Annotated in this window: 13 protein-coding genes; 10 read left to right on the forward strand and 3 right to left on the reverse strand. The window is 62.8% G+C overall.

Features of this window, described 5'->3' with window-relative positions; translation table 11 throughout:
* Window positions 1-151: 151 nt before the first annotated feature.
* Entirely contained in the window at window positions 152-850 is a 699-nt protein-coding gene (locus tag ABZW60_RS06560) for a hypothetical protein (RefSeq protein ID WP_355474716.1), read from the reverse strand.
* Window positions 851-1014: 164 nt separating this feature from the next.
* Between ABZW60_RS06560 and ABZW60_RS06565 the strand changes: the two genes are divergently transcribed.
* The 7 genes from ABZW60_RS06565 to ABZW60_RS06595 all read left to right on the forward strand — a co-directional run bounded on the left by ABZW60_RS06565 (window position 1015) and on the right by ABZW60_RS06595 (window position 10609).
* Window positions 1015-1833, forward strand: coding sequence for a hypothetical protein (locus ABZW60_RS06565; protein ID WP_355474718.1), 819 nt, complete (start codon window positions 1015-1017; stop codon window positions 1831-1833).
* A gap of 336 nt (window positions 1834-2169) precedes the next feature.
* Window positions 2170-2877: a hypothetical protein gene (locus ABZW60_RS06570; RefSeq protein ID WP_355474720.1), complete on the forward strand. Its 708-nt coding sequence runs from the start codon at window positions 2170-2172 to the stop codon at window positions 2875-2877.
* Window positions 2878-4007: 1130 nt separating this feature from the next.
* Window positions 4008-6407 (forward strand): ATP-binding protein, encoded by a 2400-nt coding sequence (locus ABZW60_RS06575; RefSeq protein ID WP_355474722.1) that lies wholly within the window; start codon window positions 4008-4010, stop codon window positions 6405-6407.
* Window positions 6404-7687, forward strand: a complete 1284-nt coding sequence (locus tag ABZW60_RS06580; RefSeq protein WP_355474724.1) for a hypothetical protein — start codon at window positions 6404-6406, stop codon at window positions 7685-7687. Before ABZW60_RS06575 ends, ABZW60_RS06580 begins: the two co-directional genes overlap by 4 nt.
* A complete protein-coding gene (locus ABZW60_RS06585) occupies window positions 7684-8409 on the forward strand; it encodes a hypothetical protein (RefSeq protein ID WP_355474726.1) in 726 nt (241 codons plus the stop codon). Before ABZW60_RS06580 ends, ABZW60_RS06585 begins: the two co-directional genes overlap by 4 nt.
* A gap of 164 nt (window positions 8410-8573) precedes the next feature.
* Window positions 8574-9743, forward strand: a complete 1170-nt coding sequence (gene dcm, locus ABZW60_RS06590; protein WP_355474728.1) for a DNA (cytosine-5-)-methyltransferase — start codon at window positions 8574-8576, stop codon at window positions 9741-9743.
* Between the two features lie 41 nt (window positions 9744-9784).
* On the forward strand, window positions 9785-10609 hold the full coding sequence (locus ABZW60_RS06595; protein ID WP_355474730.1) for a hypothetical protein: 825 nt from the start codon (window positions 9785-9787) through the stop codon (window positions 10607-10609).
* Between the two features lie 77 nt (window positions 10610-10686).
* Here the strand turns inward: ABZW60_RS06595 and ABZW60_RS06600 are convergent, their stop codons facing one another.
* Both ABZW60_RS06600 and ABZW60_RS06605 read right to left on the reverse strand, forming a co-directional pair.
* A complete protein-coding gene (locus ABZW60_RS06600; protein ID WP_355474732.1) occupies window positions 10687-11217 on the reverse strand; it encodes a flavoprotein in 531 nt (176 codons plus the stop codon).
* Complete coding sequence (locus tag ABZW60_RS06605; RefSeq protein ID WP_355475841.1) at window positions 11214-12407, reverse strand: helix-turn-helix transcriptional regulator; 1194 nt, start codon at window positions 12405-12407, stop codon at window positions 11214-11216. Before ABZW60_RS06605 ends, ABZW60_RS06600 begins: the two co-directional genes overlap by 4 nt.
* Window positions 12408-12530: 123 nt before the next feature.
* Here ABZW60_RS06605 and ABZW60_RS06610 point away from each other — a divergent pair, with 123 nt between their 5' ends.
* From ABZW60_RS06610 to ABZW60_RS06620, 3 genes are read left to right on the forward strand one after another with little or no spacing between them, the layout of a single operon-like run.
* A complete protein-coding gene (locus tag ABZW60_RS06610; RefSeq protein WP_355474734.1) occupies window positions 12531-13205 on the forward strand; it encodes a DUF6284 family protein in 675 nt (224 codons plus the stop codon).
* On the forward strand, window positions 13202-13426 hold the full coding sequence (locus tag ABZW60_RS06615) for a hypothetical protein (protein ID WP_355474736.1): 225 nt from the start codon (window positions 13202-13204) through the stop codon (window positions 13424-13426). The genes ABZW60_RS06610 and ABZW60_RS06615 overlap by 4 nt, the downstream gene beginning before the upstream one ends.
* Window positions 13423-14295 carry an ABC transporter permease gene (locus tag ABZW60_RS06620; RefSeq protein WP_355474738.1) on the forward strand — a complete coding sequence of 291 codons (873 nt, stop codon included), beginning with the start codon at window positions 13423-13425 and terminating at the stop codon, window positions 14293-14295. Before ABZW60_RS06615 ends, ABZW60_RS06620 begins: the two co-directional genes overlap by 4 nt.
* Window position 14296: the final 1 nt, after the last annotated feature.

The raw sequence follows: 14296 nt of genomic DNA on the forward strand, positions 1-14296 counted from the left end.
CCTTCCGCTCCCGTTCTCCGGGAGCCAGGACATCCTGCTTCCCCCTGACCATGACTTCAGACTCCGCGAGCCGCGGGTTGATGTGCAAGACAAGGCCTGCAGCCGGCCGAAGGTCAATCGTTCGAGTCGTGAGCGTACTGGGTTCCTCCCGTTACACAGGTGGCTTCGGGGCGAGGAGCAGTAGCACGCACGCGAACACAAGGATGACCCCGCCGACGCCGACCAGACCGATGCGCGCCGCACGGACCCGGAAGTGGCCACTGATGCCCGTCAGGAACAGGACCGTCGCCAGGTAGACCGTGGTCCGCACGTAGTTGTCGGAGTTGTTGCCGGCCGCCTGCCCGGCGGCGTAGTGGCTGTCCGCGCTGGCGTCGAGCCGGTGCGCCTCGTTCAGCTCAGGCTGGTGGTACTGCGGCATGTAGGTCGGACCCTTGGGTGCGTTCGGGTTGGTGAACGGGTCCGTCTTCAGCCAGGCGTTGAACGCGGTCAGAAACACCGGGCGGAACCGGTACTGGGCCACCCGCATCGCCTCCTCGTTGCGCCCGATGTAGGCGACGTACCAGGCGTTGAAGCTCAACGAGTCGAAGTTCCTCAGGTCCGCGGCCTCGTAGGCTGCTCGGTTCGCCTGCGTCCTTGCTGCCGACGCCTGAGCAAGTTGGAGAGAGGATTCGGTGCCCCATCTCGCCGCCGCGAAGCCGGACCAGGCCGCGAGCACCGCCACGACGGCAAGCAGGATCGCCTCAATGATGGTCAGCAGTCGGTCCCGCTCAGAGAGGTGACCTTCCTTCGCCCGCGCGCGGTGCTCGGAGATCTCCTTTCCGACTTCGTTCGGCGACAAGCCCTCCGGCATCGCGTCCCCCCTCAGCCAGCTCAAGACCGGCAGCGCGGAGACATCCGCGCCGACCGAGGTCCGCTGTCTGCCTTTGTCCAGAGTTTTGCCGATCCAGCAGACCCTGACAAGGTCAGGCTTCGTTGAGGGTGTGACCTCCGCGCGACGAGGGTTAGAGTCCGCACATGGGGGGCTGGTACCAGACCCATATCGCCGGAACGGGGCGGTCGGCGGCACTGTGGGTCCTGATCGGATTCTTGCTGACGTACGGCGTGGCACGGTGGATCACCCGGCGTATCCGCGCTCGCGCCACGGGCCAGGTCGACCACGGCAAGCCCGTACTACATGACCTGCAGCTCGGCGGAGTACACATTCACCACCAGATCTGGGGGATGCTGCTCGTCCTGCTCACCGGCCTGCTGGAGTTCCGCTTCAACCCGGCTTCGCCGTGGCAGGAGGTGCTCGCCGCACTGTTCGGCGCCGGAGCGGCACTGATGCTGGACGAGTTCGCGCTGTCTCTGTACCTGAAGGACGTCTACTGGACCAAGGACGGCCGCAAGTCGATCGACGCGGTCATGATCGCCGCCGTCGCCGGCCTGGCACTCCTCCTCGGCACCTCGCCGATCGGGGTAGACGCACAGGAAGTCCACACCGAGGGACTCACCGCCGTCTCGATAACCCTCGCTATCAACCTGGTCTTCACAATGATCTGCCTACTGAAAGGCAAACTCGTCACCGGCCTACTAGGCCTCCCCATCCCCCTCCTAGCCCTGATCGGAGCAACCCGCCTGGCCAAGCCATCATCCTTCTGGGCCCGCCGCTGGTACTCCACCCCCAAGCTAACCAAAGCCCAAACCCGCTTCGGCCCCCACTACCAGGCCCGCCGCGACCGCCTACGAGACGCCTTCTCAGGCGGCCGAAAACCCTGGACAACACCCCCGCCCACCCCGAACAAGCCCACCAAAGAACCAAAAACCGAACCACCCGAAAACCCAGACCACTGACGACCTCACCCGGCGCACCCCCGCCATCCATCAACCGAGGCTATACACACGATCAGTAGGCCCCGTGGGACTCGAACCCACAACCCGCGGATTCCCCCAGCTTGGTTCCTGACGGTGCCCTTCACGTCCTCAACTTGCTGCGTGACCTGCGGATACGCCTGATCGGGCACGCCGTCCTTTCCTGACAGTTCCGGTCGATCCCCGTCAAAAACCATGGGGTAACTCATGGGTCGCGGCACTGACTCTTCCGGTCGCTGCAGAGGCCAACTCCCCCAATGTTTCAGCGCCGCTGGCTAAGGCTGAAAACGGAGGGCGAACGCCGTCTATGCTGCTGCGGTGGTAGTCAAAGCTCGGCTCAATGGCGATGCCTTCGACCTGGAGACTCTCGCGAACCTGTTCCGACTGGGCGATCCCTCGGTTGGCAAGGACGAGGTGGGGTACTACGTCGCGTCGGCGGCCTTCGACGCCGTGCTGCCCGACGCCGTGCGACTGGCTGAGATGTCCGAGTCCGTCTTGCGCCGCATGAATGGGATCGCTCGCGCTCTAAACGACAACTTCCACCCCGTGAGGTTGGCCGACAGGTTCACAGACCACGATGGTTCACATCACGTCGTGGTCCGGCCCGAGTCCATCATGGTGCGGACGAAGGTAAGTGAAGTCGTGCTGAACGTCGACGGTGAGACCCAACTGCCGCCGCCCTCACCTCTCCCGGGCTACATGAAGGCCGCGGATGCGCAGCCGGACGTCGCCGAAGTGCTTGCTCTCATGGGCAAGGACGTCGCCGCTCTCGATTGGTTCGATCTGTACAAGGTGTATGAGATCGTGCGCTCTAACGTCGGCAGCGAATCTGACCTAGTCGCGAAGAACTGGGTGCCCGCCAGGGATCTGAAGGCGTTCACAGCTTCCGCCAACCTTCCGACAGTTAGCGGTGATGCCGCCCGCCACGCCCGAACGGCGGCCGGCATACCAAAGCACACGATGGACGTGCGCCAGGCGCGCGCTTTGATCAACTTCCTCGTGGTCGCGTGGCTGCAATCGCTCTGAGCCGCGAGTTCGAACAGCTGGGACAGCAAGAAGTTCGGTTGTCCCAGGACGTATGCGCAGGTGGAGGGATTCCTGGGACAGTGGGACACCTGGGACAACCCGCAGGTTCAGGCCATCTGGCTGGCGTTCGAAATGTGCCTCGTCGATCTTTGTCGCTGACTGCTGCGGTCGACATCGCATGCCATTCGACCGGTCTCAACGGAAGACCGCAACCTGATCCCGTATCGCCGGCGCAGGGCCATCACCGATCCGGGAAGAGGAAGGAACTCGGTCGTACTACACGGACGGCTGGCGACGCCGGCGCATCAGTAGAGCCCGCCGCCTCGATCCAGAGTTCATGAACCCGAGCCGCAAGCTCGTCAACTTCGCGAATGGTGCGCGCACCTAACGACTTGCTCCGAGCCCAATCGACGGACCGCCAGCCACCGTCCGATGTCCGCCTAGATGCGTTCGCCAGTGGCTTTGTAGCCACCTGGAGGTGATACTCCAGGGCTAAACCGATGTGACTTGCATCGATCCGTTTGATCAGATCTGCGGCCTCTGCCAAGTGAGACCACGCGATAACGACGATGCGCTCCCATAATTCGGGCGGAAACGTGTTCGCAAGATGATGGCTCTCCCCTACAGGCAAATCCCTCAAGCGTCGAGACGCGTCACCTGTCTGGCCGACATAGAGCAATCCCCAGTCCAGCCAAATACCGTAGACGGCTGGACCGAGGCGCAGCTTCCCGGGCAACTCGGCAGCAAGCGACTCTCCCACACGGTGGGCGAAGCGCCAACGCCTTTCCCGCCAGGCCGTCGCGGCACCCGGAGAGCTCGTCAGAACCCGAAGGCCAGCCAACCATGTTGCATAGGCATGATCTCGATCCTCCACAAACCGGACAGTACCGGCCGACTGATGGCGCACCTTTGGTCGACCAGGGCTAGAGAGTCTCGGACCTCCATCTCGCCGCTTCCGCCACCCAACACCAGGTGTCGTCGCCTCGTCATGGCAGTTCAGCGGGAGAAGACCCCTCGCCCGGCGTGAAGCTGCTGCATCCCTGCCACCGGCAGGCGGGTCTCGCGTCACAAGAAGTCGGTCTGCCTATAGGTTGAGGGGTATCAGGAGGCTGAACCAACAAGGGGCTGGCATGGTCACGGGTCGCCGCAAGTTCACAGTCGACGCTCGGCTCTTACGTGAGCTCGGCGAGCGGCTGGTTGGCCGCCCGCACATAGCCCTGGCCGAGTTGATCAAGAACGCCTACGACGCGGACGCGCGAACGGTCGAGATTGCGTTTGACCCAAGTCGCATCGTTGTGACCGATGACGGCCATGGTATGTCCCCGGACGATTTCGACAGCAAGTGGATGCGCGTTGGGACGACGCACAAGGAACGTACGAGGACGTCGCCAGCGCTCCATCGATCAATGACCGGATCGAAGGGGGTGGGGCGCCTGGCAGTGCAACTGCTCGCTCGCAAAACCCACCTTTCGAGCGTGGGGTTGATTGATCCAGAGGGGAATAGCCTGTCCAATCCGTTGCACAAGAGCGTCGGGTTACACGAACAGATCGATGCCTCGATAAACTGGGATGAGGCGGTAGAGTCCGGCGATCTCACGTCCGTAGAAGTGCCGGTTGAAATCGCGGCACCACGGGCAACCTTCGCAGCGGGTTCCCCACATGGAACGCGTGTTGAGCTCACAGACCTGGTGCATCGTTGGGACGCAGTGGCATTCAGGCGACTTGCTCAGGAGATTTGGAGCCTGCAGCCTCCATTTGAGGTCGCCGAGGACGACCCGAATGCATTCAATATCGTCTTTACTACTCGATTTCAGAAGGTCTATGAGCGCTTCAACCGCCAAATGAACGCGGTGCTCGACATTTGGAGTGCTCGAATTACTGGCGAACTCCGATCTGAAGGTTCACCAACAGTGGATCCGACCGATCCGCGAGCCGACCTACCTCCGACACTGCCGACGAGGCGGACAGAAGAAAGTCTCGACGATGAGGAAACAACTGAATTAGGAGAAGTACAGGTTGATGACGAAGGTGCGGATCAGACCGAGGGCGCGCCACACCGTCAGTTTCCACCTCATCCGACCATGTGGCTCGACGTCACCGTAGAGCTAAGAGGGCAAGAGCCTCGCAAGACGACGTGGCGTGTGCCTGAATGCCAAATCAGCGAAGTCTCGTTCGATATCAAAGTATTTGACCTTGTGAACCGTCAGCCAGAAGGAGTCAAAGTCGGGACAGCTCGAGAGTATCTCGAACGATTCGGTGGCGTAGGTATATACGACGAAACATTCCGGCTCCCGTACTACGGTGCCGACCACGATTGGCTCGACCTGGAACGCAGTCATGCCGCGCGACTCTCGACATCGCAGCTTGTGCCCGCGAGCCTGCAAGTGGACCGCGGTCTCCAAGATCTGCCCACGAATCGCCGGCTTTTTGGGCATGCGAATGTCTCTACCACTCGGGAAGCACAAGTCCATTCGTCGCAGTCGGGTCTTGACCCCGACGCTCTAGCTATTCAGGTGACCCGTGACCGACTGGTCGACAACGCGGCTTATGAACGTCTGCGGGTCATGATTCGCGCTGCCCTGGACTTCTATGCGATGGAGCAAGCGCGCACCCGGCTAACCAAGGCCCGGAGTAGACGGATGGGTTCCGGGCGGCCCCCGTCCAGTTCCTTCGCGGAAATTAGAAGTGCAATTCGCGACGCGAAACCAGCACTTCCGGCATCGACTTTTCAGGACTTGGATCGGGCCGTCGCGCTTGCTGTTGAGGAGGCCGAGGCACTTGAGGAGATTAGCCGTGAGCACGCGGCGCTTCTCGGCGCACTTGCGACCGCTGGGATGACAGCCCTGGCCTACGAGCACGAAATCAGCAAGCAGATCCGGACCATCGAGGACCTTGCGACCGATCTCGCGGGTGTGCTGGACGCTATTCCGCTGACGGCCAGGGCCACGGTCGGATCTGCTGTATCAGAGATGCGAGACTGGGTCGACCGCGCCCATGGGATCCGGAACATTCTGGCTGGCCTCATGGATGAAGAGACTCGCATCGCGAAGGACCGATTCAAAGCGCGCACTCTCGCGAGGAAGGTTGCCGATCAGGTTCGGGTTTTGTCTGCCGGAATCCCGATTAAGACCGACGACGTTCCGGCAGATCTGCGATTGCCGAGAGCAGCCCTACCTGCATGGTCTGCGGTATTTCAAAATCTCTACCTAAATGCGTTCAATGCACTGATTCAGTGTGATGGAGAACCAATCGTGAATGTCGATGGCGGCGGGAGCGATGCTAAAGGCTGGGTACGAGTTCAAGATAATGGGAGTGGTGTCGATCTAGCCGATTCAGACCGCTTGTGGGAACCATTCGAACGTGGCGCAAAGCTACCGCCTGAAGTTGCAGCGCTTGGTCTCGGCGGAACGGGCTTGGGGCTTACGATTGTAAGAATGATCACCGATGAACTAGGGGCTCACGTGGCATTTACGCAGCCCGAGCCGGGATATGCGACAGCAGTCACCATCTCCTGGGAAGGACGGAAATGACGCCTCAGCCGATCATCCTCATCTGCGATGATAATCCCGAACGCGCAAAGCGGTGGACAGACGCCGTGACTTCGATGCCCGGAACGGACCGATTCGATGTCAAGACATTATCGGGACAAGAATTGGCCGATGCCGTTGAAGGCTTGAATAGACGAAGGGAAGCTTTGCGGCCGGACGAGGATGGCAATGGTCCTGACGCCGCGGAGGCAAGGCGCATCCTGGCGGGCATCTCCGACGCAGCCGTCTTCGATACCGCCGCAATCGCACTTATCGATTATGACCTGACACCAGATTCGATAACATTAGGCAAACTCGAAGAAAAGACCGCTGAGCATGTGTTAGATCGACTTCGAAATCGCTCAGGCGAGTCGATCGCTTATCTTGCCCGCTGTTACTCTGACGCCGGCTTCCTCGTTGTTATTAATCAGCGTTTCAAAGAAGCCACTTTTGACATCACAATGCAGCGCTTTTCAGATTCGTATGCCGACCTCAATATCAGCCAGGCGGACCTACGTTCGAAGGCCCTGTGGTCTGGCGTCAGTGACATACCAGGAGAATTTCACCCGTGGTCGTGGCCGGTCCTCTGCAAGGCGGATCTGCTGTGGCGGGCCCGACTTGCAGCTACCGAACTTTCTGCGCCGGTGTTGGAGTCCCTGAACCTGAATGGCGAGCGATTCAGTGCGCGTCAGTTGGATCTCCTCGGCGAAGTCCTTGATGTCGAAGACGTGAAAGAAGTCACCTTCGATCACCTCGTCGACACATCGCTAGGCCTCACAGTCAAGGATGGGCAGCCGGATCCTGAATGCCGTAGGGCTATCGCAGCGTCAGTCGCTTCGAGATGGCTTGAGCAGACCGTTCTCCCAGGTCAAAACGCACTTGCAGATCTCGCTCATCTGGTCATCCGTCACCCTCAGCTCGGCGGCTCAGCCGCGCGCGCGGCTGAGGAATGGAACAGGTTCGCGACCAAGCAAAGCAGAGCAGAGATAGTGGCGAACGGTGGTGCCGCGGCGGAAGCCGTCGAGCTCTTGCAGTCGATTGAGCCGGCCGCCGAACAATACCTGTCGAGACCGGCTTGGTCGGCCACGAAGGTTAGAGGTCTGGCGGCGGGCCTTCCCGAGCCCGATGAGTGGCCCGATTTGGCATTCTGCGAGGACACGTCGAGATTTATTCCACTTGATAGCGCACAAGAGGTCGAGACCGACGTTCCAGGCCCGTATGCTCGACGGTTCGTCGAGGCGGTGGAAGGCGTGAGGTACGACCCACTGCGGCGCATGCTGTGAGCGCCTCGCAGACCGTTGGGAGCAACATCTCAGCCATCTCGTCCATAGTCGACGCCTGGACTGCATATGAGGGTGCAACGGTTCCTCAAGGTCCACTCACTCGACGTCTCGACGGATTTCCGCGTATCGGCACGAACGGCGTAAATAGATGTAAAGCGCGTCTTGAAAAGGTGAACTGGCTCGCGGTCGACGATGGGTTCGTAGTCGGCGCCCCGATTGTTGTCGCGGAGCCAGCACTTGTTCCCGTGGCGTTGATCCTGATGCGGAAGCCAGGCGACACGCTGGAGATCTCTATCCGGGTTGCCACGTACTTCGTGCGCTCCGGCGAGGTGGACGTCCACGGCTGGCGCTTCGACATGGGCGACCCAATGCCGAAGTCTGGACCTGAGAAGAAGCCTTCGCCGCGCGCTCACTACTTTCCACACGCTCAACGCATCGCAGGCTGGAGCATGAATGCGCCGGCTGGCCTTGGGTATGAAGACTTCTACGCGCACGCGAATGCTGTTGCCGATGAGTCGCTAGAGGTTGAGGGGGGAAGCGAGGACGGCGATATCAACGAGACCCGGCCCGCGTTTCCGCTGAGGAGCCGGTCATCGCCCGGACTGCTGGTCTGCGCGCTTGCTGCGCTCTACGGATCTTCGGTGACCAGGGAGATACTTGAGGCTGCTCCGAGTCTTCCAAGTTGGCTCCTGGAAGAAAGTCGCCACATCATCGGCATCTAGCGTGCGTCTGCATCGGTGCCGTGCGTCGGAGGTTCGCCTGACCAAGGTACGTCGCGAGTGAAGCGTTGAGGAGCGGCGGGCCGGGCGGCATGGCGGCGAAAACTGTCGGAGTCCGCCCGGTAGGCTTCCCGATGTCGGGATGCGGCGGACGAGGGGAGCGACGCGTGAGCGGTGCAGGGACGGTCGTTGGACTGTTCGCAGGCATCGGTGGGGTCGAGCTCGGGTTGCACAAACATGGGTGGTCAACTGAGCTCCTCTGCGAGATCGATCCCGGTGCTCAGGCTGTTCTGAAGGCGCACTTCCCAGACATTGCCCAAACTCCCGATGTCACGAAGCTGCGGGCCTTGCCCCAGAACACTGAGCTGGTCGCCGCGGGCTTCCCCTGTCAGGACCTGAGCCAAGCGGGACGAACGGTCGGTATCGGTGGCGAGCGCTCGGGTCTGGTTGATCACGTGTTCCGATTGATCACGCGGAAGCGCGGTCCGCGGTGGCTGCTCCTGGAGAACGTCCCGTTCATGCTGCAGCTAGACCGTGGACGCGGTATGCATCACCTAGTGACCGAGTTGGAATCGTTGGGTTACGCGTGGGCTTACCGCGTCGTAGACGCCCGTTCATTCGGGCTGCCACAGCGGCGCCTCCGGGTCCTGATGCTGGCATCACGCACGGAAGATCCGCGTGAAGTTCTCTTCAATCAGGATGTTGGCGAGCCTCCGAGTGACGACCCCGATCGCCGAGCATGTGGCTTCTACTGGACCGAGGGCGTGCGCGGCCTGGGCTGGGCTGTAGATGCAGTGCCGACCATCAAGGGTGGGTCCTCGATCGGGATTGCTAGTCCGCCGGCCATTCGATTGACAGGCGGTCGGGGAATCGTCACTCCTGGGATCACGGATGCCGAGAGGCTGCAAGGCTTCGCAGCCAACTGGACGCTGCCAGCGTTGGAGGTTCCGGGTGCTCGAGTGGGCCACCGTTGGAAGCTTGTGGGGAACGCAGTAAGCACATTGATGTCAGATTGGGTCGGAGCCCAGCTCGCGAATCCACAGCCTTACAGCGGGTCGGCGGATCGGCCACTCACGCCAGGTGAGGCCTGGCCGGTCGCGGCATGGGGCAAGGATGGCGTCGCCTACGAGGCGAACCTAACTCGGTGGCCGCAGCAGATGCCCTATGAGCACCTCGAAGAGTTCATCCGTGAACCGAATCAGCTGTCTGCACGGGCAACGGCTGGCTTCCTGCGGCGTGCGCGGGCAAGCACGCTTAGGTTTATCCCCGGATTCCTGGACGACGTCGAGAAGCACTTGTTCCAAATGGGCGGCGATCCTAGGCAGGTCGTCGCGTGAGGGGTCCTGAGATCATCGCTCGGACTCTCAGCGTCCCGAGCGTGGGCGACAAGTTCGGACATACCTGGCAATATCACTCTCGCTCGGACAGGCACTCAAAAGTTGCCTGTTGGGCCGTTCTTTTTGACTTGCTTCAAGCAAGCAGCCTTCTTCAACGACATGTCCGTGATGGCAAGGTCGCATTCGGTATCAATCGACAGCTGAACGACTGGGAGACCGGAAAGAAGAAGGACCTCGACCTCGTCATCGCTCGGACACCTGGGCCCGGAGGGCAACGCGTTGGACACGCGTTCGATCTGACTGACTTAGGCGTCAAGTACGGCATCGAGCTTGTCGATGAAGAGCGACGTACACTCGCTGGCCTTCCCACGGGGCAAGCCAGTACAGCTGGAGCAACCGTCCTAGTCGCTCTTGAGGCAAAGGCCTGCATGACAGCTCACATCAAGGCACTCCCGCGCCTCTACGACGAGCTTTCCTCAAGTCACGCCACAGTGCACGGTGACAACCCCAATGCGCTCGCTGTGGGGTTCGTAATGGTGAACGTCGCCGAGACCTTCGTGAGCCCGGATCTTCACCGGCGCGAGATCACACATGACGCTCCGGCCGTGCCATCGGTTCACAACCAGCCTCACGTCACCGAACGCACAGTCGAGAGACTTCGCGAGATACGTCGACGGCCGGGGCCGGGGTCGGGACGGGCTGGCTTCGATGCGCTAGGCATCATGCTTGTCTCAATGCTGAACGATGGGAGCCCGGTCCACGTCGTTACCTCCGCTCCCGCGCCGGCTCCTAGCAGCGAGTTTAACTACGCACAAATGATTGGTCGGGCGGCGCATCTCTACGACTCCAGCTTCGGTAACGTCTGACCCACGCTTTGTGATGAGCCGTCATGCGCACGGCCTACCTGCCGGTACGCCGATGCTGGACCACTTATGTTCCGACCTCATTTGAGGTGGTTAAGAACCCACTCCCAGCGGAAGTCCACCGCAACGTGATGGCCTGTGCCGGATTCCACGGCTCGGAGCGAAGTTATCGCTCCATCATGGGGGTCGGAGATAACAACTCCCGCGTAACGCAGCACTGCGAGAGATGCGAGCCAAGCGGGATGACCAGCTAGGTCAGACTTCGCGAACGGCACCGCTACAGTTCGCGTCCGCGACCCGAGCGCAGCACAGAGAACCGTCAGTGGGTAGGTGTGCGCGTTGCCGTTCGCCCAGGCATTGAGCGTGTTGAAGGTTGCAGGCACCACAGCTACTGCATCGGGCCTCGGTGCGCGCTTCGACTCGTTAGGGGCGCGATTGCCGGTGATGATGGGCGCATCTCCGAGGTCTTGGTCAGCTAGCCAGGGCATAGCGGCGTCGGTGGGGATGACAAACGGCTCCCAGCCGTGCTCGCGAGCTACTCGTACGCCATCGCCGGCGCGGGAGGCCAAGGGAGCGCCGCAGACGACTATGAAGAGGGTCTTGCTGGTCAATCGAGGACTCCTGCTCGGGTCGCGATGGCGGTTAGGGCTGGGGTGGGTTTGCGGGAGCGGCGGAGGAGTTCTCGGACGAGCTCGCGGGCGATGGTGTGGTAGCGGATCGCCTCGGGCGCCACGCGTTCGGCTTGCTGGAGGTGGAGGATCGCTTCCATGTCGTTCTTCGCCTGGGTCTGTGCCCATGCGAGGTCGATGTGGAGGCGGGAGCGGCGGCCCTGGAGGCCCGCCGGCAATGTGCTGGAGTCGATTTCGGTAGCTGCCCGAAGTACGTCGTACGGGTCCCCGAATTCAGATGCCACCGAGGCGCGGTGAATCTGGACGTTGGTGGGGCCGAATGCCGTCCACCAGTGGTTGCCGTCGTGGCCCAGGAGGTCGGCAAGCTGCCCCGCCGTATCGAGGCGCTCGGCGGCCGTGGAACGGTCAGTGCGGCGGGCAGCGATGACCGACGAGATGAGCCACAGTGAACCGGCGAGCGAGACGGTGTCTGGGGTGTCGGAACCGATGAGCGGCATGAGGCCCTCGGCGGACCGGATAGCGACCCGCTCGGCATCGTCGATGTGCTCGCTTCGCAGGAGCGCGATCACGACCTGGTATGCGGCCATGCCTTGGGCGGCCTTGGAGTCGGCCGCGAGGGCTGCGTGGGTTGCGCGGTCGGCGGCCAGCCAGCCGAGCTGGTGCTCGCCCACCTTCGTGAGGAGCTTTGCGGCGGCGACGTAGACCGAGCATCGGGCGAGATGCGTCTCTCGGTCTTCGCGTCCCTGGTAGCCGTCGAGTGCGTCGGCCGCCTCGATGAGCGCGGGCAACATCTCGGTCGCGCGGTGGTACTCCGCCGCCTGGTACGCCTGGTGGACCTGCACGGCCCCGGTGCGGAGCTGAGGCAGCGGCCACGGGGCTGCCTGCTCGCCCAGGAGGTGGTGGTAGCTCGCGAGCTGGCTTCGTACGGCATCGACGGCGGTTACTTGCTCTGGGGCGTCGGGGGCTAGGACCCAGTCGCGGCCGATCAGGTCGGCAACATCGATGCGTAGGACGGTTGCTAGGTCGTTCAGGGTGGACAGTCGATCGACACCGCGAATCCCGCGCTCGACCTGTGAGAGCCAAGACCGCGACATTCCGACGAGGCCAGCCAGGGCGTCCTGCGACATACCGCGTCGCTTGCGGTACGCCCCGATGCGCTCACCGATGTGCATCTGCACTTCCCCTCGTTGATCTGGTCCCTCTAGTGAACCGTGTGCCCGGTCGGGTAATGCGCACAAAAGTGCGCAGCCTGCCGAGTGCACGTCGCCAGCCGGATTCGGCTTGAGGCTGAAGCCATGGACGAACCGACCACTCAGGAACTGACCCGCTTGGGGCCGGGAGGCGCGGGAGGCACCCCCTCAGCGCGGGCCTTTCGGCGGATATACGCCGACGTGAACGGCGACAGCCGCTCGACCTCGGTAGGGGTCACTCCCGCACGCAGAGCGGCTAACGCGGCCGCTAGTACTGCTTGCCGCGCCTCTTCGTGGGCGGATTCGGTCTCTCGATACCTCGTGGTAGCGGCCGAGAGCGCTTCCCTGGGATCACTCACCGAACCAGTGTATCGCTCCTCCATTGCGCAACTCTCGCTGAAGGCATATGGTGTTGCGCAACACGGTATCGCTTCAAGTTTTGGTTCGGCTTCCAAGAGCGACGCCCCGGCGGCTGGCACCGCCGAGGCGTCAGGGCCGCACCAGTCCCTCTACGAACAGGAGCAGAACCCAATGAGCATCATCCACCTGTCGGCCGTCAGTAGCGAGGAACCGTCCCCTGCGGACCTGGCCGGTATCGAGCAGGAGTGGCCGTTGATCTCGGCCGAACTGGACCTGCTGGATGCGCAGATCGCGTTCATCAACGCCGGTCCGTACGCATCGGAACTGGAGACGCGCCGAATCCGCCGCGCGCAGCGCCGAGTGCTGGAGATCGGTCGGGAGCTGGCCGACCGCGAGCCGGACACGGAGGTCGTGGCATGACCGCGCAGGTTGCCGGGTTGCCAGCGTCGGACCTCGTACAGGTCGACCTCGGCTGGTGGAAGCTCGCCGGTTACGACCTGCTCCAGGTTGTCTCGCCCCGGACGGCGCTGGGAACGGCGTGGATCGTCTGGCACGGCGATCACGTCTTGCACACCGCCGACACGCTGCCGCATGCCGGCGGCTGGGTCGCTAGCCACCTGACGGGAGGTCAGGCGCGATGAGCACTCCACTGCGTACGTCGTACCCGGTCCCGGTAGAGGACCTGATCCCGGTCGCCCGCCGCCTCGCCGCCGAGCTGGGCGAGATCCCGTCGCAGAACCGGCTGATGAAGCACCTGCGGATCGGCAAGGACAAGGCCAAGGCCGTGCATGCCGCCCTGACCGGCGAGTCCGCCCAGAACCACCCGGAAACCCGGCTCCATTCGGTGCCAGACCCGGACGAGACCGGCACCGAGACCGAGACCATGACGGAGGTCATGGAGACGGCTCGTGAGTCTGCTGAGGATGAGTTTCCGCAGGTCAGGGAGCCTGTAGCGCCGGTTTCGGTGAAGCGCGCGGGCTGGCCGCAGTGGTTCCCGCGGCTGGTCCGGCGCGGGGGCATCTCCCCGGCTTCCGTGGCGACTCCGGACACCGAGGCTGAGACCGGGGACGAGATGCGCCCGGTTCGGGCGTGGCCGGTGCTGCTGCTGGCGCTGCCGGCGTTCGTCGCGGTCTGGTCCGGCTGGGTCGGACTCGGGGAGCTGACCGGGTTCGGTGTCGTGCACCCGCTGCCGGGGATCGCGGACGGCTTCACGATCAACTCCGCGATCACGCTGCCGATCGGCGTCGAGACCTACGCCGCGTTCGCGCTGCGAGTGTGGCTGTCCGACCGCGTCCCGGCCAAGGCACGGAAGTTCGCCAAGATCTCCGCCCTGTCCGCGCTCGGACTCGGAGCCCTGGGACAGGTCGCCTACCACCTGCTCGAGGCCGCCGGCGTCACCGCCGCCCCGTGGCCCATCACCACCGCCGTTGCCTGCCTGCCCGTCGCCGTGCTCGGTATGGGCGCCGCGCTGGCCCACCTGATCCACACCCGCGAGAACGGGAGCCACTGAC

The organism is Kribbella sp. NPDC003557 (genome assembly GCF_040610805.1).
Classification (GTDB): domain Bacteria; phylum Actinomycetota; class Actinomycetes; order Propionibacteriales; family Kribbellaceae; genus Kribbella.